At 35.8% G+C, this 26,958-nt stretch carries 28 protein-coding genes; 5 read left to right on the top strand and 23 right to left on the bottom strand.

Features of this window, described 5'->3' with window-relative positions; all coding sequences use genetic code 11:
* Window positions 1-13: 13 nt before the first annotated feature.
* The 20 genes from LDK52_RS03015 to LDK52_RS02920 form a co-directional block, all read right to left on the bottom strand.
* Window positions 14-610: a site-2 protease family protein gene (locus tag LDK52_RS03015; protein ID WP_277584473.1), complete on the bottom strand. Its 597-nt coding sequence runs from the start codon at window positions 608-610 to the stop codon at window positions 14-16.
* The gene (locus LDK52_RS03010) at window positions 603-1,148 is read right to left on the bottom strand and encodes a hypothetical protein (protein WP_277584472.1); all 546 of its coding nucleotides are present in this window, start codon (window positions 1,146-1,148) and stop codon (window positions 603-605) included. Before LDK52_RS03010 ends, LDK52_RS03015 begins: the two co-directional genes overlap by 8 nt.
* Window positions 1,149-1,698: 550 nt before the next feature.
* The gene (gene minD, locus LDK52_RS03005; protein ID WP_277584471.1) at window positions 1,699-2,499 is read right to left on the bottom strand and encodes a septum site-determining protein MinD; all 801 of its coding nucleotides are present in this window, start codon (window positions 2,497-2,499) and stop codon (window positions 1,699-1,701) included.
* A gap of 1 nt (window position 2,500) precedes the next feature.
* Entirely contained in the window at window positions 2,501-3,172 is a 672-nt protein-coding gene (gene minC, locus LDK52_RS03000; protein ID WP_277584470.1) for a septum site-determining protein MinC, read from the bottom strand.
* Between the two features lie 35 nt (window positions 3,173-3,207).
* Window positions 3,208-3,735: a rod shape-determining protein MreD gene (gene mreD, locus LDK52_RS02995; protein ID WP_277584469.1), complete on the bottom strand. Its 528-nt coding sequence runs from the start codon at window positions 3,733-3,735 to the stop codon at window positions 3,208-3,210.
* The gene (gene mreC, locus LDK52_RS02990; protein ID WP_277584468.1) at window positions 3,732-4,634 is read right to left on the bottom strand and encodes a rod shape-determining protein MreC; all 903 of its coding nucleotides are present in this window, start codon (window positions 4,632-4,634) and stop codon (window positions 3,732-3,734) included. Before mreC ends, mreD begins: the two co-directional genes overlap by 4 nt.
* Before the next feature lie 13 nt (window positions 4,635-4,647).
* A complete protein-coding gene (locus LDK52_RS02985) occupies window positions 4,648-5,667 on the bottom strand; it encodes a rod shape-determining protein (protein WP_277584467.1) in 1,020 nt (339 codons plus the stop codon).
* Window positions 5,668-5,762: 95 nt separating this feature from the next.
* Window positions 5,763-6,461 carry a RadC family protein gene (radC, locus tag LDK52_RS02980; protein ID WP_277584466.1) on the bottom strand — a complete coding sequence of 233 codons (699 nt, stop codon included), beginning with the start codon at window positions 6,459-6,461 and terminating at the stop codon, window positions 5,763-5,765.
* Complete coding sequence (locus LDK52_RS02975; protein WP_277584465.1) at window positions 6,458-7,060, bottom strand: Maf family protein; 603 nt, start codon at window positions 7,058-7,060, stop codon at window positions 6,458-6,460. Before LDK52_RS02975 ends, radC begins: the two co-directional genes overlap by 4 nt.
* A 95-nt stretch (window positions 7,061-7,155) precedes the next feature.
* Complete coding sequence (locus LDK52_RS02970) at window positions 7,156-7,797, bottom strand: hypothetical protein (RefSeq protein ID WP_277584464.1); 642 nt, start codon at window positions 7,795-7,797, stop codon at window positions 7,156-7,158.
* 86 nt (window positions 7,798-7,883) lie between these two features.
* Entirely contained in the window at window positions 7,884-8,639 is a 756-nt protein-coding gene (locus LDK52_RS02965; protein WP_277584463.1) for a prepilin peptidase, read from the bottom strand.
* 1 nt (window position 8,640) lies between these two features.
* Window positions 8,641-10,206 carry a GGDEF domain-containing protein gene (locus LDK52_RS02960; RefSeq protein ID WP_277584462.1) on the bottom strand — a complete coding sequence of 522 codons (1,566 nt, stop codon included), beginning with the start codon at window positions 10,204-10,206 and terminating at the stop codon, window positions 8,641-8,643.
* 21 nt (window positions 10,207-10,227) lie between these two features.
* Window positions 10,228-10,938, bottom strand: a complete 711-nt coding sequence (locus LDK52_RS02955) for a hypothetical protein (RefSeq protein WP_277584461.1) — start codon at window positions 10,936-10,938, stop codon at window positions 10,228-10,230.
* A complete protein-coding gene (locus tag LDK52_RS02950) occupies window positions 10,935-11,531 on the bottom strand; it encodes a PilN domain-containing protein (RefSeq protein WP_277584460.1) in 597 nt (198 codons plus the stop codon). Before LDK52_RS02950 ends, LDK52_RS02955 begins: the two co-directional genes overlap by 4 nt.
* On the bottom strand, window positions 11,531-12,505 hold the full coding sequence (pilM, locus tag LDK52_RS02945) for a type IV pilus biogenesis protein PilM (RefSeq protein ID WP_277584459.1): 975 nt from the start codon (window positions 12,503-12,505) through the stop codon (window positions 11,531-11,533). Before pilM ends, LDK52_RS02950 begins: the two co-directional genes overlap by 1 nt.
* Window positions 12,506-12,701: 196 nt before the next feature.
* Window positions 12,702-13,226, bottom strand: coding sequence for a competence type IV pilus major pilin ComGC (locus LDK52_RS02940; RefSeq protein WP_277584458.1), 525 nt, complete (start codon window positions 13,224-13,226; stop codon window positions 12,702-12,704).
* Between the two features lie 153 nt (window positions 13,227-13,379).
* A complete protein-coding gene (locus LDK52_RS02935) occupies window positions 13,380-14,585 on the bottom strand; it encodes a type II secretion system F family protein (protein ID WP_277584457.1) in 1,206 nt (401 codons plus the stop codon).
* The gene (locus LDK52_RS02930) at window positions 14,585-15,625 is read right to left on the bottom strand and encodes a type IV pilus twitching motility protein PilT (protein ID WP_277584456.1); all 1,041 of its coding nucleotides are present in this window, start codon (window positions 15,623-15,625) and stop codon (window positions 14,585-14,587) included. The genes LDK52_RS02935 and LDK52_RS02930 overlap by 1 nt, the downstream gene beginning before the upstream one ends.
* Window positions 15,626-15,635: 10 nt before the next feature.
* A complete protein-coding gene (locus tag LDK52_RS02925; protein ID WP_277584455.1) occupies window positions 15,636-17,300 on the bottom strand; it encodes a GspE/PulE family protein in 1,665 nt (554 codons plus the stop codon).
* Window positions 17,301-17,321: 21 nt separating this feature from the next.
* Entirely contained in the window at window positions 17,322-18,695 is a 1,374-nt protein-coding gene (locus tag LDK52_RS02920; RefSeq protein ID WP_277584454.1) for a VanW family protein, read from the bottom strand.
* A 354-nt stretch (window positions 18,696-19,049) separates the two neighbouring features.
* Here LDK52_RS02920 and LDK52_RS02915 point away from each other — a divergent pair, with 354 nt between their 5' ends.
* From LDK52_RS02915 to LDK52_RS02905, 3 genes are read left to right on the top strand one after another with little or no spacing between them, the layout of a single operon-like run.
* A complete protein-coding gene (locus tag LDK52_RS02915; protein WP_277584453.1) occupies window positions 19,050-19,490 on the top strand; it encodes a PulJ/GspJ family protein in 441 nt (146 codons plus the stop codon).
* Between the two features lie 24 nt (window positions 19,491-19,514).
* The gene (locus tag LDK52_RS02910; RefSeq protein ID WP_277584452.1) at window positions 19,515-19,949 is read left to right on the top strand and encodes a prepilin-type N-terminal cleavage/methylation domain-containing protein; all 435 of its coding nucleotides are present in this window, start codon (window positions 19,515-19,517) and stop codon (window positions 19,947-19,949) included.
* A complete protein-coding gene (locus tag LDK52_RS02905) occupies window positions 19,949-21,565 on the top strand; it encodes a hypothetical protein (RefSeq protein WP_277584451.1) in 1,617 nt (538 codons plus the stop codon). The genes LDK52_RS02910 and LDK52_RS02905 overlap by 1 nt, the downstream gene beginning before the upstream one ends.
* Window positions 21,566-21,589: 24 nt before the next feature.
* On the opposite strand, the gene LDK52_RS02900 is transcribed toward LDK52_RS02905, so the two are convergent.
* From LDK52_RS02900 to LDK52_RS02890, 3 genes are all read right to left on the bottom strand, one after another.
* Complete coding sequence (locus LDK52_RS02900; protein WP_277584450.1) at window positions 21,590-21,733, bottom strand: hypothetical protein; 144 nt, start codon at window positions 21,731-21,733, stop codon at window positions 21,590-21,592.
* Between the two features lie 288 nt (window positions 21,734-22,021).
* Window positions 22,022-23,731, bottom strand: coding sequence for a sensor domain-containing diguanylate cyclase (locus LDK52_RS02895; protein ID WP_277584449.1), 1,710 nt, complete (start codon window positions 23,729-23,731; stop codon window positions 22,022-22,024).
* Between the two features lie 95 nt (window positions 23,732-23,826).
* A complete protein-coding gene (locus LDK52_RS02890) occupies window positions 23,827-25,050 on the bottom strand; it encodes a bifunctional folylpolyglutamate synthase/dihydrofolate synthase (protein WP_277584448.1) in 1,224 nt (407 codons plus the stop codon).
* Window positions 25,051-25,136: 86 nt separating this feature from the next.
* On the opposite strand from LDK52_RS02890, the gene LDK52_RS02885 reads away from it, so the two are divergent.
* Window positions 25,137-26,015: an ATP-grasp domain-containing protein gene (locus tag LDK52_RS02885; RefSeq protein WP_277584447.1), complete on the top strand. Its 879-nt coding sequence runs from the start codon at window positions 25,137-25,139 to the stop codon at window positions 26,013-26,015.
* On the top strand, window positions 26,012-26,824 hold the full coding sequence (locus tag LDK52_RS02880; RefSeq protein WP_277584446.1) for an ATP-grasp domain-containing protein: 813 nt from the start codon (window positions 26,012-26,014) through the stop codon (window positions 26,822-26,824). The genes LDK52_RS02885 and LDK52_RS02880 overlap by 4 nt, the downstream gene beginning before the upstream one ends.
* Window positions 26,825-26,958: the final 134 nt, after the last annotated feature.

Raw genomic sequence — 26,958 nt, 5'->3', positions numbered from 1 at the left:
ATAATATTCGTAGTCAAGCTCTTTTCGTGATCCAATCAAATGCAAGCTTGTACTTACGAAATCTCCAGTAGGAAAAGTTTTGAAAAACTAGAAATAAAAATAACAGGGTAAAAACCAATCCTTTTGGAAAATAAAAACAACTTATTACAAAAATGATCACACAAATACATCCTGAAAAGCCAAGCAGCTCCTCATACCTTTCTGGGAAGATAGAATGTATGATTCGCCCTCCGTCTAATGGGAAGATTGGCAATAAATTTAAGCATAAAATAAGCAATTGAATCATGATAAATATATTAGCCTGAGGAAAATCTACTAGCATACCAAATAACATCAAAAGGAGCGTACAAAATGGTCCCCCTAAGATGATACACACTTGTGTTATCCTTGACAGCTTAGAGAATTGCTCCATTTTAATTTCGCCCCCATAAGGCAAAATAGTGCACGATTGAATTTTTGCACCCATACATACTGCAACGAGCAGATGACCAAGCTCATGAGCCAATAACGATCCAAACACGAGTACATACATTGCAATTTCACCGGATAAATAAAAGAAAAGAAAAAAGGGAATCATTATAGGGTGGACACGAAATAATTGTTTATTCATCGGTTACGGCAAGCCACTCAATAAGCTCATCAGTTTCCAACATTTCCCCTTCTTTTTCTACTTGAATATAAAGAATTTCATTTTCAATCGAGCCGAAAATGTCTCCCGCGTTCACAGTCGTATATGGCAATTGACGAAACTCATCTACAAAACCATAAGTAGCAGTTTCTCCCGTATCGTATAAAATAGACATTGTTTTACCAGTTTTCTTTCTATAACCTGTATAAATAATTAGCCCATCTTCTGTCGCATACAGGTCTTGGGATTTATCAATAGATAAAATTGCACCTTCTTCTAGAGGCTGAATCGATTTATATTCGATTAAAGGAGGATTGGATATAGGTGCGCTAACGCTGATTAATTCATCCGAACGATCAATCCATGCAACTACTTGTTTATATATTTCTGTTGGTCTTTGTGGTTCTAATAAGAGGCTCGCATAATTGGTGGATAAAGTGCTATTTCCCTCTAACTTTGCTAATAAAATAAAGGTCAATACAAATATAAATGAAAGAACCCATTTTCTTTTTGAAAGCATAACATTCCCCCTAAGAAGAATATATGAAGGACGAGGGTGATTAATGAATTTTATCTTTATTAAAACTGTTACTCTATAAAGGTCAAAACATGTTTCTGTCGTTTTCGAAGGGCTTTGGACAGACTTATTGCTATATAATTACCGCTTGATTTTTTAAAGATGCTGGTCGTGACTGAAGTCACGACCAGCATCTTTTTTTCTCGGTAATCTTATGGCTATTAACTGTCCGTCGCCCTTCTACAACTTCTAAAAACAGGTTAGTTCATTTTTTGGGTAACTAGAGAAAAGATATTATCCTAATAATAGAGGAAGCTCACGAAGATGCTATTTCGTTCGCTATTCCGCTTCTTTATTCAGTTATCACTTACTATTTCTCTTTATTTCCACTAGTATAAAGAAAATCTACTTTTTTCACCGTTCTTTACAGAATAGAATTCCTAATTTAGCAGATTAATTTATCAGGATATTATCACCTTTGATTACTCTTATTATCTAAGTTGTTTATCTTGTAAAAAAACCGACTGCCTCCAATTTCGGCAGTCGGTTTATATTATTTGGTAAAAATAGATTTGATTTTAGAAAAAACACTTATTTTAGGAAGGTCCATGGACATTAATGGGACCGATTCTCCTAAAATGCGGCGAGCGATGTTACGATATCCAAGAGCTGCTCTATTATCGGGATTCATAACGACAGGTTCACCTTTATTAGACGAAGTAATGACACTCTCATCATCCGCAATAATCCCTAATAATTCAATGGATAAGTGTGTAGTAATCTCATTTATATCCAGTGCATCACCTTTATTCATCAAATGTTGACGAATACGATTGATGATTAGCTTAGGTGGATCAATTGTTCCCTCTTGCTCTAGTAACCCAATTATGCGATCCGCATCCCGTACAGCTGAAATTTCAGGTGTAGTGACTACAATTGCTTTATCAGCTCCAGCAATTGCATTTTTATAGCCCTGCTCAATTCCAGCTGGGCAATCAATTAAGACATAATCATATTCGCGTTTTAACTCTAAAACAAGTTCTCTCATTTGTTCTGGATTAACAGCATTTTTATCCACAGTTTGAGCTGCAGGTAGTAGGTATAGTCTATCCTCAAAGCGTTTATCTTTCACTAACGCTTGATGAATTTTACATCTACCTTCTATAACATCAACTAAGTCATAGATAATTCTGTTTTCAAGACCAAGAACTACATCCAAGTTACGTAAACCTATGTCCGTATCCATTAAACAAACTTTTTTTCCTTGCAAAGCCAATGCAGTTCCAAGGTTAGCTGTTGTCGTCGTTTTACCGACGCCACCTTTACCTGAAGTTATAACGATTGCTTCTCCCACATTAGCTTCCTCCTTTAAATGTTGATAAGTTTGGTCTTAACAAACGTAGATCCTGTAATCGATCAATTGCAATTGAACCATTTGTATGTAAATAAGCACATTCCATTTCCGGTTTCTCTGATAGAACCGTCAGCTCATCGGTCATCGTTTCTACGACACTATCAATGATTAAATGCGTTGCCTCCAGCCAAGAAGCTGCAATAACTGCCTCTTTATTTCCAGTTGAACCTGCATGAGCAATTCCCTTAAGTCTACCCAGGACGAAAATATTCCCACCAGCAACGACTCTTCCATTGGGATTCACATCACCGATAACTACCAGATCTCCCAAAGCTGTAATGACTTGTCCTGACCGAACAATTCCCACATAAGTCTCTGACTGGTTTTCTAGTAATCTTCTATTACAATCTTCAACAGTCATAACTTCACTTTGAATTTTACTCACACGTAGATGTTCTGTTTGCTGGACGCACGAAATAATCTCTTTCATCTGTTCATCGTTACAATAACGATATCCTAAATGTAAAAGCACCTCCGCTTGACCTTCAAACCCTTCATCAGAAACCTTTTTTGCCAATTCATCTAAAAGCTCTGCATATGAACACTGATCGTCTAGGCGTAATACAAGGCCCTCTTTCGTTCCTTTGATAAATATTAACTGCTTCTTTGTCAACCAAGTCACCTCAGATCTACTGTTAAATCAACAAGCTATTTTTGGAGCAATAAAGCTTTTTGATTAAACCGATTTAGAAGAATATATTTAAAAGCCCATCCGAACATTAATAAAAAGACGGCATTTGCAATCATTGTAGGAATGAGATTATGTTGATAAAAACTAGTAAATGTCATCGTTTTGATACCGATGAAAGTATAAAATAAGAACAATAATAACTCTACCACTGCCACAAGAAGCAAGGTGAGGATACTAGAAACTAAGAGATGTTGGTGAATGTATTTAACCGTATAACTCGCAACCAAACACATTAGCGGATATATAAAAGAATATAATCCAATAATATCAATGAAAAAGACATCATACAAGAGCCCAAAAAACAAACCATAAACTATCGCACGTTTTCGGTCATAATAAATGGATACAAAAATCAGATATATGATAAGAAAACGTGGGACTAATACATAAAAATCATTATTCAATTCAATCGGCGAAAAAAGACCAAAAATCGGTTCTAAATAGAATAATAGAACCGAAATAGCAATTACTAGAATACGAATCATGAGCCGTCCCCTTCGGCTTCTCTTAGATCAGCCTCCGTATTTTCTCCATCTGAACCATCCACTGGAGTAATCGTACGCTTAGAAATAATCACATGATCTAAAATAGAGAAACTAGCTGCAGGTTTAACATACGCTAATTTAGTTAAGCCATAATCATCGGTTGTGACTTCTGTTACTTCTCCGATGAGAATACCTTTTGGAAATATTCCACCTAGTCCAGAAGTCGTAACTTTTTGACCTACTTTCACTTCATATTCGTTATCGATTCTTTTTAGTATTAATTCTTTACGCTGTTCGTCAAATCCTTCAATAAGTCCAAAAACTTCTTGATCCCCAGCTATTACTGCTGAAACACGATAGTTTGGATTTTGTGTAGATAAAAGTTCCACAGTGGACGTATAGGGCGTGGTTAATATAACTTTCCCAATTAACCCTTGAGCAGTCATTACAGCCATATTTTCCAATACTCCGTGAATTTCACCTTTATCAATAATAATTTTCTCTTCCCATTGGTCGGGATTTCTAGCTATTACAGTCGATTGGATAGGATTATACGCACGTAGATCCTCTTCCTTATCGACAATTTTGCGTAGCTCATCATTTTCAAGACGTTGATCATTTACAGAAGCTTGAAGTGTTACATAATCCTCTAATCTTACTTTTAATCGTTTATTTTCATCATATGTATTTAGTAAAGATTCTACATTATCAAAAACACCCGTTATATACTGAGTCGGTTTGGAAAACATAGATTGTCCAAAACCGACCACATCTTTGATTAGCTGTTCAGGCAAGGATGCATGATTTCGATCTCGCAAAGAAAAGCTGATGAGCGCCACAAGAAAAATCATCCCTACAAGCAGCAATATTAATCGCTTATTCGAAAAAAACTGTGGCATATCACACTTCTCCTTAGTGTTTTGTTTGTTGACGTTTTAATACATTCATATGATCTAACGCTTTCCCAGTACCAATTGCAACACAATCCAGAGGATTTTCTGCAATGAATACAGGTATATTCGTTTGTTCACTGATAACTTTGTCCAGATTTTTCAGTAACGCACCACCGCCAGTTAACATGATGCCTCGCTCCATTACGTCCGCTGATAATTCAGGTGGAGTTTGTTCTAATGTTTTTTTCACGCCATCGATAATGGCAGTAATGGACTCACGTAAAGCATTCGAAATTTCTTTTGAGGTAATTTCAATTGTTTTTGGCAGACCAGTAACTAGATCACGTCCGCGAATATCCATATTTTCTTCTTCATCGGTCACTCTTGCAGAGCCAATTTCAATCTTAATCGCTTCTGACGTGCGTTCACCAATTGTTAAATTATATGTTTTGCGGATATAAGCTGTAATGGCATGGTCCATCGAATCCCCTGCAACACGAACGGATTCACTTGTTACGATACCACCTAATGATATAACCGCAACTTCTGTAGTACCTCCACCTATATCAACGACCATACTACCAGTAGGTTCCCAAACAGGTAAATTTGCACCAATTGCAGCTGCAAAAGGCTCTTCTATTGTTAAAGCATCACGCGCACCAGCTTGTTTAGCAGCATCAATTACTGCACGTTGCTCCACAGAAGTAATACCAAATGGCACACAAATCATGACATTTGGTTTACTCCAAGACATTCCAGATGCTTTCATCGCATTTCTTAAATAATATTCAATCATCGCAGCAGTTGTATCAAAATCTGCGATAACTCCGTCTTTCATCGGACGAATCGCAACTATCGAACCTGGCGTACGACCGATCATATTTTTCGCGTCGTTCCCTACTGCTACGATCGCACCATTTTGTACATTTTTCGCTACAACGGATGGCTCTCTTAGCACAATCCCTTTTCCTTTAATGAAAACTAGCGTATTTGCTGTCCCTAAATCTATACCCAAATCTCTTGATCCAAATCCAAACACTATTATTTACTCCCTTTCTATCTCGAACAAGTTTCACTTCGTTGTTATAAAGTCATAACTCTTATTATAACTGATAGATAGGAAAATGCACAGTGTCACATATACCCTTTTTCTTTTAAGCTAATAAACTGATGATCGCCGATTATCATATGGTCGAGCATTTCTATGCCCATAAGTAAGCCCGCTTCATAAAGTCTCTTCGTTACGTCAATATCTTCTGTGGAAGGTGTTGGATTGCCGGAAGGATGATTATGAGCGCAAATTATCGAGGCAGCGGAACGTTTTACAGCTTCACGGAAAATTTCCCTTGGATGTACGATGGAAGCGTTAAGAGAACCTATAAAAATGGTTTGTTTATGAAGGATTTGGTTCTTGACATTGAGGAAAAGTGTGACAAAATGTTCTTGTTTTAAAGAGGTCATATCTGCCATTAAGTATGTAGCAGCATCTTTGGGGGAGCGAATCGTAAATTTGTCATCTGTCTTTTGTTGGGATAGTCGTTTCCCCAGTTCAACTGCCGCAAGTAATTGGACAGCTTTTGCTTGTCCAATACCTTTAACGGCAGTTAACTCTTCGATAGAAGCATGTTTCAGCTCCTGAATTTGCTCAAAATAATTGAGGACACGATTTGCGAGGTGAAGAACGGATTCTTGCTTGGTACCTGTTCGAAGCAGGATTGCGATCAATTCTTGGTTAGATAAGCTTGAGGCACCTTGTCTAACTAGTCGTTCTCTAGGACGATCCGACACATGAACATCACGAATCATAAGGGATGGCGGCAACTTAGTATTCATGAATTCAGCCCCCGCTCAATTTCTATCAAACGAAGAGACAATAACGCTTTAAATAAGCGACTAATTGGAAGCCCAATGACATTATTATAATCTCCTTGGATACTTTGGACGAATAATCCCCCCATTGTTTGTATTCCATAAGCACCTGCTTTATCCAATGAATCTCCAGTTGCCACATAAGCATCTATTTGTCCTTCAGAAAGCTCAAAAAACTGTACCAAAGTAGTCTCGGCAAAACTTATCGAACAACCCTCCCCATAAATAGCAACACCTGTTGTCACTTGATGCTTATTTCCGGATAGCTTTTGAAGAAAGGCCTTTGCTTCAGCATGATCTTTCGGTTTCATCAAAAATTCGTCCTCAAAGCTAACAATTGTATCCGCAGCTATGACAATTGCAGAAGGATTTTCCTTTAAAATGGCTGTTGTTTTGCTAATAGCGATATTCATGGCCACTTCTTCAACTGTAAGATTCCCTTCTACTATTTCCGCTGCTCCTGAGACTATCACCTCAAAAGGAATACCTAATTTACCAAAAAGTTCTTTTCTTCTAGGTGACTCACTAGCTAAAATAAATCGTTGGTTAGTTGTTAATTTCATTTTTAATTCCTCCTTTTCAATAGCATACAAAACAATTGAAAAAATGGAAATTGTGTATAAAAAGCAACAATTTAATTCTTACCGAGAAAGTGGTATCAGAAATTCAATTTCAAACAATTGTTCGTCGCAACATAATGTGAAAAAATATGAGATCTCATGACAGAGGGAACTTCTGAAAACGCTGATATAGCCTGCACAATTTGCATTAAATCGTCTGGATAGTCTTCTTTTTTAGCTATAGAGTCAAAAAATTTTTTACTTAAATTCTCTTCCTGTATTAATTCCATTACTTTTATGACTTTAGAATCTTCACAGCTGTTCGTCGACACATATAAACTCTTTATAAAAGTAGGCAGTACTTCCACTTCTTGTGTCGGAATAGTTGTAGCGTATAAATCACTCCACACATAAAACTCGTTCCCCACCTGGAAAATACTCGCTTTAGCAAGGGAGGGCTGAGATCCTATGAAGGCAATCGCACTTTCCTTGGAAGTGAACATGCCATATTGTTTTGCTTGAAAAGGGAGAGATTTTTCCTCCACTTTTCCTATTACCTCTAACTTATCTTCCTCATCTGTGGGAGTCGTAATTTCGACTTCTTCACTTTCCACTTTCTTATCATTCGCTAAGTTTAATATTAATCCGAACAATAGAACTCCAACAACCCCAATGATTAATCCTTGTATGCCAGCTAATACTACTTTTTTTCTCGTATTATTCCGTCTTCCAATTGGCATAGAATCACCTCTTTTTTTATAACCTTATCACGAAGAATATAAAAAAAGACGAGACCTATGTCGGCTCGCCAAAAAAAGTTATCGAGTTAAAAAAACAAATTCACATACCAATCGACAAGCATCTCTCCATAAAAATAAGCAATAATAGCAGCTATCGCTATAGATGGTCCAAATGGAATCGGCGTTTTTCTACTTTGTTTTGATCGTCTTAATGAAATAATCCCAATAACCGTGCCAATAATGGAAGCTAAGAATAAAGTCAGTAATGTCGGAGCCCAACCTAGCACTAGACCGATGACGAAGAATAACTTAATATCTCCTCCACCCATGCCTCCCTTAGACACAATCGCAATGAGGAATAAAACACCAAACCCAACAACCGCACCGACAATACTATCCCACCACGGGTCAAGTGGTTCTAAAACTCGTAACACTATTAATGGAATCAAAAAGAATAACAGAATCTTATCAGGAATAAGCATATACGCAATATCCGACACCGTAATAATAACTAAAAGCGAGATAAACAATAGCGCAACAATTAACTCCAATGAAAATCCCAGCTGCAAATAAGCAAACGCGAATAATAATCCTGTCGCAAGCTCCATCACTGGGTACACCCAATTAATCTTTGTTCCACACCCTCGACATTTCCCTTTGAGAAACACATATGAAAACACTGGCACTAAATCTTTAATCGTTAAACGCCGATCGCAAACCGTACAATGAGAAGGAGGTTTAACAATCGATTCTCCTTTTGGAATGCGTAGACCTACTACGTTAAAGAAAGAACCGAAAACTAGGCCGTATGAGAAAAATATAAATAATAGTACAAATTCCATTTTAAACACCTAATTTCTTGCTTTTTGAATTTTCTTTATCGATATACATGTTTAAATCGGCTTGATTAAACAAATCTTCGAAGGTTGTACCTTGTTCAGGAAAGATGCTAATCCCGATACTTGGTTCAATTTTAATCTCAATATCATTATAATAAAAACTACTTTTCTCAAATGTGGAACGTAAATGATAAAGCCACTCAGAAATCTTTTCTCTAGAGTTAAAATCTTGGAGAAATAGCACGAATTCATCCCCACCTAAACGGGCAACTAAGGCATTTTCAGACACCGATTGTTTCAAAATAGATGCAGTATGATGGAGTACTTGATCTCCAATCTGATGACCAAAACTATCATTAATAGATTTAAAGTTATTCAAATCTATTAAGACAAAAACTGATTCACTAATTGGACTTTTCGATATTTCTACTAATTTTTTCCTAAGCTGCGTCACAAAATACGCTCGATTATGCAAATCTGTAAGTACATCATGATAGGCCATATGTAAAATAACCTTTTCTTTTTTTACTTCGCTCGTCACGTCTCTAAGCATCGCATAATAATTTTTCTCTTCACCAGTAATAACCATCTTCGCATCAACGGAAAAATGTAAGGTGCCATCATTAAATATATTTTCTAATGTTATGGGGTAATCTTGAACTATTCCTTCTCTTTGAATATCGTAGATCAATTTATGTAATTGATTTTTATTATGTTTTGTTTGTGCAAACTTCATTAAGTTAAGTTCCGAACTTTTTTGCATTCCTATCAAAATCATTCCTTGATTGTTAATTTCTATAATATCCATATTTTCATTTACAATTATAATAGAGATTGGACTAATATCAAAAAGCGTTTGGTAGTGCTTGGTGATATTTGGTAATAAATCATTATGTAAATAGGAAAAGGATATGAAGACAGAAAAAATAAGCCCTTCGAAAATTATCGGATAAGGAGGAAAGCTTTCACTATAGCTCGGATAACCAAAGCCGATTTTCATTACTAAAGTTGTTATACTATACAGCATTAAAAAACGGAGTAATTTTTTTCGTTTTCTATCAAATACTTTTCTATTGCCAATAACAAGAATGAATAACAAGACTACATTTAACAGAACAGCAATCGTTAAAGTAATGTAATATGTTTCATCAACTACAGGTTTATGCCAAATTCCTTCTAAATTATAGGTAACGGATGAAAAGAAATTTAATCCAAGAAGCTGGATAATTACTAGACATATAAACGGAATATAAAATAAGAAAGGATACACTGTTTTCATCAGCTTATGCAAGTCGGCAACATACATATATAGATGAAACGATACCCCAATTGTTAATACACCTAAACTTCCTAAGATAATCTCCACTAAGGATGTACTATAGTTAATCGGAAGTAAGTGACGGAATAACTCTCCTAAAAATACAATACAATATATAAATAACATAGTAGCAATTAACCTATTTTCCAGTCTTTTAGCATGCTGAGCAATGACAATGCAAGCCAGCCCAAACATATAAAGAGCTGGTAGTATATATACGGCTATATAAATACATATTTGAGAAATAGACAAAGAGTATCTTCCTATCCATTCTTATTTTTCATCATAATAAAATGTCGTTACTTGAATTTCTGCTGCAATCGTTTCATCCGAGTCCATTTCGTAAAACTGTTCCTCCCCAGGCATCGAGAAACTTAATTGGTCTACTCGAACAATACGTTCCAATGCTTCTAGCTCTTCGATAAACAGTTTGAAATGATCATAGTCCTTTGTTAACACAGAAATATTAAAAGTGAGTAACTTTAACTGCGGTGGAAGTACGATCCCTGCTACCGGAGAAACTGGAGTTTCGGTGTCAGTAGGTGCTCCGTTTTCTGTAGTATCTTCTGTTGTTTCAGTCGTTTCTGTTGTTTCCGCGCCATCTTCTGTTTCTGTCGGTGCAAGTGTCGATTCAGCAACAACCCCGTCATAATTATTAAAGTCGATGGACTCAACGATAGATTCAGTCACTAGTTCTACTTCTTCAATCGAGCGTATTAATTCATCTAAGCCTCGAGTAGGCGGAACTTTTTTCGTCAAATCAAATACTTGCTCTTCTGGCTCTTCTCCCACCACTTCAGAAGCAACTAATTGTTGGTCTAGAACCGCAATTTCACTTTGCACGGACAATACAGTAGATTCTTTGGCGTCTTTTACTCCATTTAATGGATATATATATAAATAATAAATCGCCCCAAGGATCAACGCTATGAATGCGGCTATTACTAAAGTAGCCGTCTTCTTATTACTCATCAAATCATTCATGGACGGGCACCTCCTGCACTCAAATAAGCTTGGTCCATAATAAGTGTAAACGTAGCAGAATAGCGAGATTGCACATCAAAATCAGTCTTCGTACTATCCGCAGTGTCTTCTGTGGTAAGAGATGGTTCAAAAGTAGAAATTGATTGCACTTGGACATCTGTGAAATAGGTACTATTTAATAAGTTCTCCACAAATAAGGAAAGATCATTCATCGTTTCGAAATCTACGACTAGATCCACAGCCTTTTCCCCAAACTGATAATCACGTAAGTAGGTGTTCTCAAGTAATAACCTATGTACTTCATCTATTAAAGGGCTTACGGGGTAGGAAATACTCTCCACAAACGTTACAGAACTAGCAAGTGTGCCTTGCTCTTTTTGTGCAGAAGCAGATACTTGAGCAACTAATACATCTCGTTGTCCTACTAACTGTGTTTCTTCCGAACTTAAAACACTAATATCCTTTTTTAACGAAAATAATTGCATACTTAAAAATAGTACAAGGATACCAAATAACACAAAGGCTAAAATAAGGACAACATTACTAGACTGTTTTCGTTCAATCTTAGGTAATAAATTAATTTCTGGAACCATTAATTGACCTCCTTATATACAAGTCCAATAAGTGAAATATGTCTAGATTTCAACTGAGGATTTAGTGATTGAACTTCTTGATCTCCAATATAGGTCATAGGAGTTTCATAGTTTGATCGTATCTCAGATACAATATGATCAATTTCCGGTGAGTCTCCTAAAACGATTAACTCATCTACTGCTTTTTCTCCTTTATAAAGAGAAAAACGATAGAAATTTAGAATTCGGTCAATTTCCGCAATTTGATCGACTAATTGCATACGATATTCTGCTATTTCACCATCATATGAAAATTGCACTTCCCCGTCATCTATTTGTTGACTTTGCCATTTATTCATTATCGTTTCAATCGTTTGGTAACGCAGGAACTCTATCTTTCCGGGCGTGTAAATACAAATCGAAACACCTGCAATCGACCAATCGGTGATCAAGTAACTCTTGTGATCCGCAAAAGCCTTCAGTGTTTCTAAATAGCGAATCGTCGATAACGTACGAATATCGGCGACAGTTGGATTTAAGGACACATCATCTAATAAACCAGCCATTTTATTCACTTCATCGGAAGGAGCAGCAAAAAGTGTCGCTTCCCCGTCATTAGGTTTTTCATCATACACATCAATTAGGGGATGAGCAAAAGGCAAGTGAATCGTACGTCCAAGCTCCATTTCCACATAGGCTTTTAACTTAGCCGATACAACATCAGCAGGATGTTCAAATGACTTCATCATCACCGAGCTATCGGGCACAAAAAAAAGCACATCATGTCGTTTAACACCCCATGCAGCTACAAGCTCTTTCAATTCATCAAACAAAGCCATCTCATCTCGAATCGTATCCCCTTCAATGATTCCAGCTTTTAACGGATGTTCATACACAACAGCTTGTTTTATATCTAGACTGTTCATCACAATTGCTCGGATGACATACTCATTCACTTCCAAAGCAACAAAACGATTCTTTTTACTTTTGAACATAGCCGGCACCCCCCCATGACTTTCTATCTATTTCTATTGTAGTTTCACGTTTCAGGAAACGAATTGTTCGTTTGCTCAAACGTGAAAATAAGAGATACAGCAGGCTAGTGCCTGCTGTATTATTTAATTTCATGCTGTTTAATCTCATTTTAATTTATCAATGCAGAACTAGAACAATAAATGTTAATAATTATACTTATTCGGTTTTACCTTTTCCTATAACAGTTTTAGCGGTATCAGTCGAACCTTTTTGCTCATCTTCAATAATTCCTTTTAAAGTAGCTCCAGTAAAAGTAACAGCTTTCTCACCAGAATATTTGACCGTTGCTTTAGATAATGCAAGTGGCTTAGACTTGGCAATCTCAGCAGTTAAAGGGATTTTCCCTTCAGATTCTAAATATCCAGCCGTTTTCAAACCTTCGACTGTTACTAAAGTTACCGCAGTATTTTCTCCATCTTCAACAAAGTACAGTTGAGCAGCATTCAGTATATTTGTAGCATCAGCTTTTACTGCATTATATCTACTATTATCAATAACCCCACTTATTGATGGCACAGCAATTGCTGCTACAATAGCAAGGATTACGATTACAGCTAGAAGCTCGATAAGTGTTAAACCTTTTTCATTTTTAAATAGTTTTGTGAATTTTTTCATTTTATTATTCCCCCTAGATTTTGTTATAGAAATTTCGTTCGGTGTTTCATTCATCATTGTTTTCATGACTTATCACCTCCTTAAATTGAAAACAATAAATCAATTTAGCCTTGGCGTAATTGCGTCCAGATTTTGAATCGTGCTAGCACGATTCACTCCTTTCAAAATCTGTGACATCCGCCGGAGGCTGTAACTTACTTCAGTATTTACTGAAGTAAGTTACATTTGTTCATACATACTAAACATAGGCACCATAATTGCCATAACAATCGTTCCTACTACTCCCGCTAAAATCACAATCATGAGTGGTTCAATTAGTGACTTTAACGAGTCTACTGTGCGATCTACATCGTCTTCGTAAAACACTGCAATTTTTTCTAACATATAATCAAGTGAGCCAGTTGACTCACCAATTGCGGTCATTTGGGTTACTAAAGGTGGAAAAATCCAACTTTTTTCGAGTGGTGCTGTTAATGTGCTCCCTTGCTCTAAGCTTGTCCGTGATTCACGCACTACTTTTGCTACTACTGGATTGCCAATCACTTTCTCTACTATTGTCAATGCTTGTAAAATGGGCACTGAACTACTGAATAGAGAGGAAAGTGTACGTGTCATTCGAGCGATTGCTGACTTTTGTAGCAATGTACCGAATACAGGTATTCTAAGTAGAATAAGATTTACAGAAAAATTAAATGCTTCATTCTTTTTATAAAAATAGTTGAATACGACAACTACGACAACAACTACCAGAATGATAATATACCAAGAAGTCTGAAGTATTTCACTAAAGCTCATGACTACCTTTGTAATGGTCGGTAGTTCTGCTCCCATTTCATCGAACATCGTCACAAATTGTGGAACAATAGTTAACATGAGAAAACCTGCTACTACTACCGTCATAATGAGTAAAAAAATGGGATATACCATCATTGACTGTACTTTCTTTTTCAAGTTATATTGCTTTTCAAAGGAAAATGCTAATCTTTCTAAAGATTCATCCAAGTTCCCTGTCAATTCTCCTGCGCGAATCATATTAACGAATAGTGGAGGAAACACTTTCGGATACCTGGCTGATGCATCTGAGAATGACAATCCAGATTTTACATCTTCCCCCACTGATTGCAATGCTTTTTTTAAAGGTTTACTAGACGTTTGGTCTGCTAGTATTCTAGTAGATTCTAAGATAGAGACACCAGCTCTTATAAGTGTTGCAAACTGTCTACTATAAACAACGAAATCTTGGTTTTTTACCGTTCCCCCAATGGAAATCTCTTTGTGCAGAAGACTTTTCGATTCTTCTAGTTCCCTTGGGTTAATTCCTTGTGCACGAAGTTTTGTGATGGCAGCTTGTTTATTGATTGCATCTACTGTACCTTTTTTTACTGCTCCCGCCGTAGTACGACCGTTGTATTTAAAAACAACCATCAATACTCACCTACATTCATAAATGGCTTGGCAGATTCCAATGAAACTTTCCCTGTAGTTACCAAGTTTTGTATAGACGATTCGAGCGTATGCATTCCGAGCGCACGGCTTGTTTGCATGACGTTTTGAATTTGATGTACTTTTTCATTGCGAATAAGGTTCGCTACAGATGGTGTTTGTACTAATATTTCCGTCGCGGCAACTCGACCTTTTGCATCGTGTCGAACAAATAATCGTTGGGAAATAATTCCTTGTAGCACATTCGCCAGTTGAATCCGAATTTGTCCTTGCTGATGTGGTGGAAATACATCGATGATTCGGTCAATCGTTGTGGGAGCACTACTTGTATGCAGTGTTGCCATGACTAAATGACCCGTTTCCGCTGCAGTAATCGCAGTGGAAATCGTTTCTAAATCTCGCATTTCCCCAACAAGTATCACATCTGGATCTTGCCTAAGTGCAGCACGTAAACCATTTGAGAAGCTTTGTGTATCTGCTCCTACTTCACGTTGATTGATCACCGATTTCTTATGCGAATGTATATACTCAATTGGATCTTCTAGCGTAATAATATGCTTCGATGACGTTGTGTTAATATAGTCGATCATCGCAGCAAGCGTCGTCGATTTCCCCGAACCAGTTGGACCTGTTACTAAGATGAGTCCTTGGGCTTTATCGGCCAGTGTTTTTAGTACATCCGGCATTCCTAGTGTTTCAATAGCCGGTATTTTAGCATCTATCATACGAGCGGCAATTGCGACATGCGTTTGTTGATGGTAGGCATTTATACGGAAGCGACACAGACCTGGTAATTCGTAACTAAAGTCAAATTCACCTTTTGCTTTGAATTCTTCTATTTTAAGCGCAGGTAGAATTTCTTCTAGCATCGCTCTTGTATCAGCTTCATTTAAATTGACGTCACCAAAATTTTGTAGCACACCGTTTACTCGAAATATAGGAGGAAGTCCAACCGTGATATGCAGATCGGATGCTCGGTCATGAAACGATTTTTGTAATAAGTCGATTATCGAAATTTCCATCCCATCCACCTCAGTCAATTGTTGCAACACGAAGTATTTCTTCCGTTGTTGTTAATCCCTCTTGTACTTTTAATAGGCCATCTTCTAACAAATTATAATAACCACTTTCTTTCATATATTCTCGAAGAGTTGCTGAGCTTTTCCCAGTTAAAATGGCATCTTTGACAAATTCATCCACAGCAAGTATTTCATGAATGGCTAAACGTCCTCTATAACCCGTATGATTACAAACAGGACACCCTTTTCCGCGTCGTACTTCATTTATTTCCATACCGTGTTCCATAAAAATAGCTTTTTCACGTTCATTTGGCATTTGCATTTCACTACAATCACGACAAACTTTTCGAACTAAACGTTGTGATAAAACTCCTACTAATGAAGAGGAAAGTAAGAAAGGTTCTACTCCCATGTCTTTCAAACGTGCAACTGATTCAACGGCACTATTTGTATGCAATGTACTAAGTACGAGATGCCCAGTTAAAGAAGCACGAACAGCAATTTGCGCCGTTTCTAAATCACGTATTTCCCCAACCATCACGATATCTGGATCTTGTCGCAAAATAGAACGTAGACCAGTTGCAAATGTCAATCCTACTTCTTCGCGAACTTGAATTTGGTTAACTCCTGCTAATTGATATTCGACTGGGTCTTCTACAGTAATAATATTGACATCTTCCCCGTTTAGTTCGTTTAGTCCTGCATACAAAGTAGAAGATTTACCCGAACCAGTTGGACCCGTGATTAAGACAATTCCATTCGGTTTTTTTATCATATTACTAAATGTTTTGTAATTTTTTTCATTGAATCCAAGTTTTGCTAGACTATTAAGCGCACTACTCAAGTCTAAAATACGCATAACTACTTTTTCCCCATAAATGGTTGGTAAAGTGGAAAGACGGATATCGATTGGTTTCATATTCACGTTAATTTTAATACGACCATCTTGAGGCAATCTATTTTCCGTTATATTTAAATTACCTAAAATTTTAATACGAGCTATTATAACGTTTTGCATATGTTTAGGTAGCCCACGTTCTGTTCTCAATACACCATCTACGCGGTAGCGTACTCGAAGTTCCGTTTCTTGTGGGTCAAAGTGAACGTCACTTGCTCGTTGCGCGACACCGTTTGCGATAATCTGATTCACGAGTCGAACAATCGGTGAATCTTCATCCGTAATTTGTGTGTCATTTTCTATGTCTACAGGGGTCATATCCATCATTGCTAGATCCATGGACTCTTGCAAATCATAGTATTTCGAAATTGTCCGGAACAGATCATCTTTCGCTGCGATACTTGTTTCGATTTGACAGCCTGTTGCCATCCGAACTTCTTCAATGGCAAAATAGTCCATTGGATCGGCCATAGCAATCATTAGTTTGTTTTTTTCCTTACGTATCGGCATAATATTCGCTCGTTTAGCCAATTCTTTCGGAACTAATTGAATTAGCTCGGGTTCAATCGCATATTGGTTTAAACTAACGTGAGGAATTCCTAATTGAAACTCAAGTACCTCAATTAACTGTTGTTCTGTTAGTAGGTTTTCTCTAATGAGAAAGTCACCAAGTTTTTCGTCTCGACTTTTACTAGATAGTGCATAGTCTAATTGTTCGGTACTTATAACCAATGATTCAACTAATAAGTCTCCTAATCGTTTCCTCGCGTTTGCTTTCATCTACGCTGCCCCCTTTCTTTGTTAATCGTTTGTAATGGAATCGACTATATTTCCACTCTTGTCGTACTCAGTACCAATAGGTAATCCAGTCTCTTTATCTATTTCTGGTTCTGTTGTTTCGTCTTTATTTGCGCCATCGACATTAGCTTTTGAATCCGTTTCTGTTGATGGTTTTGTCACTACATCTGGGAACCCGTCTCCATTAAGATCTATTGCTAAGTCTGGATCTGTTACAGTCGGTGTTTCAGGTACTACAGATGACTTCAAAATAACTTGATTGGTTGGCGGATAATAATCTGAACTTATTAACTCATCTTTTTCAAAAGGCCCATTCTTTTCGGAGATAGTTCGGTAAACAGAAACTCGTAACCCAACCTTTCCTTCTTCTACCAGTTTTTCTTGTCCAACTTTTAATGCTGCAGAATAACGGTATATAGTGCGGGGCTTAATCTCTACTTTATCGGCCACTCGGTAAGTCGCTTCCGTGTCTAATCGAACTGAGTAAATCTCTACTAATAGATCAGTTCCTTTAAGTTGCATCTTCAAGACGATTGGAGCATTGTTTGTATTTATAAACTTTAAATCTTTATTTGTATTTTTACGAATTTTTGCTTCTACACCTGGTTCAAGATAGTTTGGCATGATCCCCTGCGAATGTCGTTCCACTATTTCAACATTCGTTTGAAGTAAAACACTATATAAAACTGAAGCAACAAAATCGACACTTTCTTTATTTGCATCTACATTTATTTCCTTCAAACCGTCTAACAAAGAAAATACTTCTCCACCTTTAATAACTCGTTCATTTAATGCAGATGCAATATTCGTTAACCCATTTGAATTAACCACTATATTTTCTGAACTAAAAGCTATACGTTCAGTTTGAAACATGGATAAATCAAGTGCAACAGTTTCGATTGGTTCCATTGATAGAACGCCAACTTGATTGTTTATATTGACAATGGTTTCTTCTGTATTTAATTGAGCGGTTTCTTCTATTAATGTTATTAGTTCTGGATTCATCGTAAACTGTACAGGAATATGAACAGTTGGAGCAGAATTCCAAAATGCATACCAGGGTGTAGCTACTTGATTTTCATACTGTTCGACAGTTGCTTCGACATTAAAGGTAAACCACTCTGGATCTAGCGAAATATCTGTATTATTACCAGTCAATAGTATCGGATTTTGCTTCCACTCTACAATTTCCGCGTTTAATACAGAAATGATTTCATCCTTTTCAAGCGACTCGACTTCTTGTCCACCAATAGTAGAACCTGAAACTTCCCCTTCTGCTTTCACTTGTTGCTGCAAAGGAGCGAAATTACCGGACCACATATAAAAAAGAAAAGATGTTAAGATAACTAAAACAACTGTTTTCCAAATAATTTTCACTAATTCACTTCCTTTTCAATAACTCTCACTATTATTATAGTATAACTTGCATATATTAATCATTTAATAGGTATTAAGAATCTACTTTTATAAAACCAAGTACTTTAAGACTATCTAATATATATATATTTGAATATATTGAAATTTAAATTGATTCTTTGTACTTATTTATATATGATTAAGAGACCAATTACAAGAGTATAACAGAACAAATTACAAATTTTTTTATAGTTCCCTATATATTTCACAAGTAGATTGTGAGTTTCCTCACTAAAAGTTTGATAAATATGTGTACTTAATAGAAGAAGATGCTAAATGAAGCCAAATTTCGCACGTAAAAAGGAGGATTGCCTAATGTTGCATAATCTTAAAAATAACAGTGGGTTTACATTAATAGAAATACTAGCGTCTGTCGTGTTGCTAACCGTAGTACTCTCCATGTTTCTATCAATCTTCCCACAAATGGCGAATATGAATAATCGTACAGGGGATAATTTGGAAGCGGCGAATGTGGGGAAAGAAGTTTTAGTGAAAATGAAGAGAATTACATATACTGATGCAATATCAGGGACTAACTTACCAATAACTCCTTCTCAAAAAATTAATAATTCAACAAATCCAATTATACTTTCAGGAACGTATACTTCAAATGGAAAATCTACAAAAATAAATATTTCGCTTTGGCCGATAGAAGCCGTAAGTGGAACTGCACAAACCTTACACAAGATGAAAATAGACGTTTTGAATCCTAACGATCTAATACAAGCATCAACATACGGATATCTTAAGAAATGAAGTTTTACTAAGAGGAGTTTTCTAATGGCAACTAAATCTAATGAAAAAGGAATTACTTTAGTAGAATTACTAGCAGCACTCGCATTGTTCGGAGTGATCTCTGTACTTATTTGGAATCTCTTTTTTCAAGCGTTGAATTTTAACGATAGAGCAGTTACACAAAATCAATTGCAACAAGAGGCAAATATTATATTAAACACCATTCAACAAATGCATACGAAATCGACAATTAAAGAAATTAAAGTTACTGACGACGGATTTCTAAATATTAATGATTGTATTCCGTCTGACTCAGCAAAATTCAATAATACAGCTATTAAATATCAAGTTAATAATATCACTCTTCCAAGCAAAGAATTCACACTGGAGTTAACTCTAACTTCTAAATCAAATGAAAAAATCTCTTTTGATGCAAAAACAACATTTAGCAAATTACATGTAAAAGGATGTGTTAATTGATGATGAAAAAATTGCACAATGAAAAAGGTTACACTCTTATACTCACTTTAGTAATCATTACAATAATTGTTATTTTCTTTTCATCATTTACTTTAAGTGCAATGAATCAGCAAAAACAAGTGGAGAAAACGGATGAGACTTATGAAGTTACTGCTATCGCTGAGATGGGGGTGGAGTATTATCAAGCTGCGATAATTAATTTAATTGCAAAATATAGTCAGGATACTATAAATGCGATTACAGCAAATAATGGACTACCACAAAATATTCAAAGATCGTTAGATACAATTAAGCAAGAATATTTAGCAGCATTAAAAACTGAGATATTGAACCTTTCAAATAACACTGCAATAAAAAAAATAACATTAGATGATGAATCTACATATTTCTTATTGGCTGATAGCAATGAATTTAAACCTAAATTTATTTCAAATATTTTACTAGAAATTAATGTAGTTGGAAAGATTAAAAATAAGGAAAAGAGATTAACTGCATATTTTAACTTTCCAACTGATTTGATTACATTTCCGACAGGTAACACAGGAGGAGCAGGAGGAGGAAATACTGGTAATCCTCAAAATTCTTTTGAAATACCGAGACATCTCTTTTTTGAAACAATTCCTACCCAGGTTTGCAAAAATCCTATGAGTTCTAATAATGTACCGTGTAAAACCAATGATTTAAGTACATTTTTAAACTTAAGTAATAATATTGTATACTATCCTGAAAATAGCAGTAAAAGTTTCAACCCTTTAAACTTAACAATAAACAAAAATTTTAATAACTCTTTCATTTTTACTAATGGAACAAATAGTTTCAACGACCTAAAAGGAGCCAAAAATCTTACCATAGAATCTACTGGAAGCACAACTTTCAAATTGCTAGATTCCACCGAAAATATCTCATTGTTTATGAAAGGCAATGGTAATTTCAATAATAATTTAGGTGGCAAAAATTTCACATTATACGGAGCAGGAGATCAAGTCTTTGAATCGACGGTAAACTTCGAATCAGGAAAGTTCTCAGTGATTGGATATACACTATTTAAAAAAAACGCAGACTTTATTAATACTATATTTGAAATCGAAAATAATGTAGATTTCAAAGACGTTTCTAATTTCACTGGATCTAAGATAGATATCTTAGGTAATGCACTGTTTAATTATAATGCAAAGTTTAATACTACATCTGTTAATATTTTTGGTAATGCAACTTTTAATAATCCAGTAGAATTTAATGGCGCAAAGAATAGCAATATTTCTGGAACTTCATTGTTTAAAAATAATTTAAATATTAGTAACTCTACTATAAATTTCGGCAATAATGTGACTGGCCCTAGCATAACAATTGGGAATAAATCCACCGTCTGTTTCAGAAAATTAGCTACACAGAACCCGATTTGGGGCACTTTCTTAAACATTGATTCAACAAGTAATGTTTACATGGATGAATCTTTAAAAGGTACAATTTATTCAACTAATGGTAAGCAACCAAACTTTGTTTCAAAAAACGAATTAGATATTCTTTGTCCTAGTGGGAACCAAGCACCAAAACCAGAACCAGAACCAAAACCCATAATAGAAAATGATTTCATTAATAATGTAATTTATAACTAATAAAATTGTTTTTCGGACTCTATGTTAGCAAACTAAAATAGAATTCTGACAAGTAAATACAATTCTTTTATCGAGTCCAGCAGACATGAACTCATAATAGAAGAATAGAAATGAAGAAGAGCCGAGAATGAGTAACGATAACTCTCTCGGCCCTTTTCTTCTTTTCAAAAAATCTGCCACCTTTTGTAAATACCAAACAAAACCGCGTCCTTTCCTTGCGTCAGACTCAAATGTTCTTTATTTGTGACTGACACTGGGAAAGATTACTAAACCTCGCTAGAAAAACACCTACAGCGCGGAGTTAGTCACAAATGCTCCTTCAATTTGTGGCTAACTCCTCTTGGAGCGATCCTATTTGGCAAAGTTTTTGTGGCGATCGTTTGAGGAGCGCTTTCTTGTGTTAGCCCCCAATAAAAAAAGAAGTTGTCTCACAAATAAATGCGAGTCAACTTCTTTTCACTTCACATACTCCGCAACCCGATTTCTACCCGCCTGCTTCGCTCCAATATACAAGGCACGGTCTGCATTTCGAAGTAGAGACATTCCTTCGTCACTGTCTTCGGGTGCTGTAGAGACACCAATGCTTGCGGTTATGAATATTATTTCTTCTCGTGTTATGTCACCTAAATCGAGTGGTACCATAAATGGCGTTTGTTCGATTTTCCGACGAAGTTGCTCCGCAATATTCATAGCCTGTAATTTCGAATAATTTGGTAAGAGAATTACGAATTCTTCTCCCCCATATCTTCCAACTGTCCCACTTGTCCCAATTTCCTCTTTAATTATTTTGGCGAATTCTTGCAAAATAATATTCCCACTGTGGTGACCATACGTATCATTAACATCTTTAAATTTATCGATATCTATCATGATCAACGAAACAGTATGAAGAGAACCATTTTTCAATCGTAACATATCTAGCTTCAACTGCTTGTCTAAATATCTATAATTATAAATCTTCGTCAATTCGCATATTTCACTTTTCTCCACTGCGTCTTTTACATATCTAGCTTTTTCTAATGACACAGCAAAATAAGAGCATAACAAGTGAACTATTTTTAGTTGATACGATTCAAATGCAAACTTCTCTCTTGCAGCTAAAACTAGAACTCCTTCAATTCTTTGATTTCTATAGATAGGTACACACATTACGCTTTGCATATCATCTGCTAAAAAAGGTGGTTTTATATGTGCCCATTCTGTCTGTTTATTATAAAGTATAGGTTCTCCCTTTTCATATCCTTTGCCAGCTAGGCTAGATTGTATATCATCATGAAGAGATTCCTTTTTTTTATTTTCCCCATCTTCTATGGCACGTAAAACAAAGAATTTATCAATACTATTTATATTATCTACTATATAACCCGCGTCAAATGGGAAAATGTCAGATATTTTTTTCAAGAACATATCCAAAATCTCAGTCGAGGTCATGCGATCGGCAAGCTGATGACCGAACTCACTCGCCTTGTTTAAATCGGCATTTACTTTTTCTGAATCGCTATACATGCGGATTAACAATGAAATAGCTAATAAAGGGAGAGCTAGTAACCAGAGAGCTATTGAACCTACCTTGTTCTCAAAAAGATATAGACTTAAACCGAATGGCAGTGTAATAAACAAACATGCAAATTCCCAATATAAATCTTTAGTGAAAAATAGTGGTTTCCAGTCACATAAATATTCCCTCGTATATAGGAATAGATGGTTTATAGATAAATAGGAGATTGCAAAAATAGAACCATATACAATCACATCCCTGATATTTACATTTCCTATTTCATAGCCTAATGAAAGAACCAAAGTACCACAAAGAACAGAAAGAGAAAAAAACATAAACGAATTAAAGAAATATTTATATAATGTATCTCTTGAAATCTTTAAATGGTAAATTAATGGAATCATACATATTTGCATTGATATAAGTTCGGCTAAAATTCCATATTTTAAAAAGATGGCAATTTGAACCCAGATGACCAAAACAAATGTCGTTCCAGCTATAAAAAACGGAAACACACTTGAAAGTAACGCCAACACCAAAAAGGCTGCGTAACCTTTCCAATCACTAGGCCCAGTAGGAGAATATAAATATACTAAAAGAGTTCCAAGTGGAACAAATAACAACCACAAAGCAAACATAATTCTTTGTGCTTTTTTAGAAAACGTCATCTGACTCTTAATCTCCTTCCAAGTCTAAATAACTACTACTAAATACATAAACCTCACAATCATTATATCATTAAGTTCTCTGAATGTTTCAATTACTAAAATCCTGTTTTTTCTCTGAACTCGGCAATGAAATAAAAGGAACCAGTGACAATTGTAATGCCATTTTTAGATTTTTTTTCCAAATCAATCATTGATGCATCTAAAGTCACGATTTTAGCACTATTCATGCAGTGTTTATACAATATATTAGCATTTAAAGCTCTTTTATTTTGGAAATTAACAAATTCAAAAGTACTAGCTATTTCCTCTAACTTCCTTAATATATAGATATAGTCCTTATCCATTAAAACACCTAAGATTATGTGGATTTTCCTGTTCGGAAACTTTTCTTGAACAGTCTCTACTAAAGCATCGATACTCGCTTGGTTGTGAGCTCCATCCATATAAAAGTGTTCATTAATTTTTTCCATTCTACCAGGTAATCTTGCATTAGTCGCTGCTGTTTGGACGCTAGATTCATCTAGTTCAAAACCACTTTCGATTAATGCTGTTATAGCTAGGGCCATGTTAGATTGTTGGTGCTTCCCGATCATTTGAGGTTTTAAATTAGAAAATGAATATTCTTTATAAGAATACTCATTATTCTTCATATGAAAATCATTATTGTATTCCAGAACAGTCGCTTTTTTATCTTCTACTTCTTTATATACGATAGTTTTTGCAGAAACTGATAGGGACCCTATAACTAATTGGCTATTGTTCTTTAATATCCCTGCTTTATGCCAACTAATTTTTTCAATCGTATCTCCTAAGAAATTTGTATGATCAATAGATATGCTAGGTATAACCGCAACAGAGTGTTTCATGACGTTCGTACTATCTAAACGCCCCCCCATACCTGCTTCAATGAAAACAATATCTAATTCCATCGCTTCAAAGACAACGAAGGCTGTAACAGTTAGTAATTCGAAGTCTGTTAACATACCGCCAATGCCTCTATCATGCATATGCAAAAAGGCTTCATCCATTTGTTTTTCTGTAACATTTACACTATTTATTTGAATTTGATCATGAACATCGACAATACTTGGGCTAGTGAACGAAGCAAAAGACAAGCCGTGTTCCTTTGCTAGGGCTGTTAAAAAGGCAATGGTTGAGCCTTTTCCGTTTGTTCCTGCTACATGAATTACTTTGTGCTTGTCCTGGGGATTATCAAGTTTTTTTAGAGCAGATTGAATGGTTTCTAAACCTGGTTTTATAACTGTTTCACTTTCTATATTCCACTTTATTTTATATTTATTAAAATTTTTTATTTCCACGTAGTTCACCCTATTCCGTCTGATTAAAATTCGTGCTAAACTTCTTGTGTACACATTATATCACGTACTAGTGGAGGTCATTCATTATGCAAACATGTTGGATCGTTTACAACGGTAGTCTTACACATGACAAATTTATCGATCAAGCACTTCTAGTAAAGGAAGCTGCGGACCGACATGATATTCATGCAATTCTAGTGAAAAATTATGAAGTGCTGATGAATGTCCAGCAAAGGTTACATGCCAAACCCGATTTTGTCGTGTTTCTTGATAAAGATATTTTGCTTGCCCAATACCTTAAAAATGAAGGTATACCCGTATTTAATGATCCCGATGTAATTGAAATATGCGATAACAAAGCAAGGCAGTATTTGAAGCTAGCAAATGCTGGAGTGCCAATGCCTGTAACGATTATCGCACCAAAAGTGTATCCTGGATTTTCTATTGAAGAATCAGGTTATTTTGAACAGGTACTTCAAACTATTCCTTTACCAATGATTATTAAAGAAGCACATGGCTCATTTGGTATGAAGGTGTATTTAATAGAAACAAGACAACAATTCTTTGCTAAAGTAGAGGAACTTGCAGGTATTGAGTATGTCTTCCAGCAATTTATCGAAAATAGTAGAGGTAGAGATATCCGTGTAAATGTCGTGGGAGGAAAAGTGATTGCTTGTATGCTTCGTGAATCACAAACGGATTTCCGCGCCAATATTACGAATGGAGGATCTGCTTCCCTTATCATTCTTTCGCAGAGACAAATAGATGTAGCAATTCAAGCTGCGGAAGCTTTAGGTGCAGAGTTCGCAGGAGTAGATTTATTATTTGGGGACAATGACGAGCCGCTGGTTTGTGAAGTAAATGGAGTAGCCCATATCCGCAACATCTATAATGTAACAGGCATTAATGTTGGGGACGCAATGATCGCATATATCCAGTCAAAAGTAGGGGCGGCTGTTGTATGAAAGGATTACTCATATACGAAAAAGCCGAAATAGAACGCAATCGAAGCTTTATTGACCGATTAATAAATGCTGCGGGTAGTTATTCACTTACTTTGACCCTAGTAGATGATCAAGGTCCTATTCCAGAAGCAGATTTTATATTTTTCCGAACAAGAAATTCAGAGTTAGCAAAGGAATTAGAACAACGGAATATACGAATGTTCAATCGCGCAGAAGTGAATGTTATTGCTAATGACAAATTAAAGGCCATACAACTTGTGCAGTTGCTTGGAATTGCAACTGTTCCCACTAGAAAAATAGCAACAGTTTCTGAACTAAACGAGTATCCTGTCGTATTAAAAACAATTGACGGCCATGGCGGAAAACAAGTTGAATTAGTTCACACGGAAAATGAAGCAACTACTTTTCTAAACACATTTTCTGAGAATACGATTATCGCTCAACAATATATCGAAACAAACGCTATGGATGTTCGAGTTTTCATGCTCGGCGAGAAAGTTTTAGGTGCTGTAAAAAGAACTGGACCAACAGATAGCTTTAAGTCCAATTTCACTTTAGGTGGAACAGTTGAAAAATACTCGCTAGACTCACAACAAATTGCTAACGTCGAGAAAATAGCCAAAGCCTTAAAAAGTGATTATATAGGGATCGATTTTCTCCTCTTACCTGACGAGACCTGGATTTTCAACGAAATAGAAGATCCCGTTGGTGCAAGATCTTATTTTGAAACGACTAAGAAAGATATCGCAGAGCCTATTATGGAATACATTCATCAAAAAATCACAAAAAATGAGAGAGACGAGATTTAATCGGTCTCTCTCTTTTGCGTTAAAATGAGGAAACACTGGAATGTTTTAGATAATCGATAGAATAAAAAGTAGAATCACTAGAATTAGTATCCATTTTTCCACACACCAAAAGCGTGCACCCAAATCAACGGGTG

It is taken from the genome of Psychrobacillus antarcticus (genome assembly GCF_029533155.1).
Classification (GTDB): Bacteria; Bacillota; Bacilli; order Bacillales_A; family Planococcaceae; genus Psychrobacillus; species Psychrobacillus antarcticus.
The sequence above is the reverse complement of the archived record's forward strand: the minus strand, read 5'-3'. Positions and strand labels throughout refer to the sequence as shown.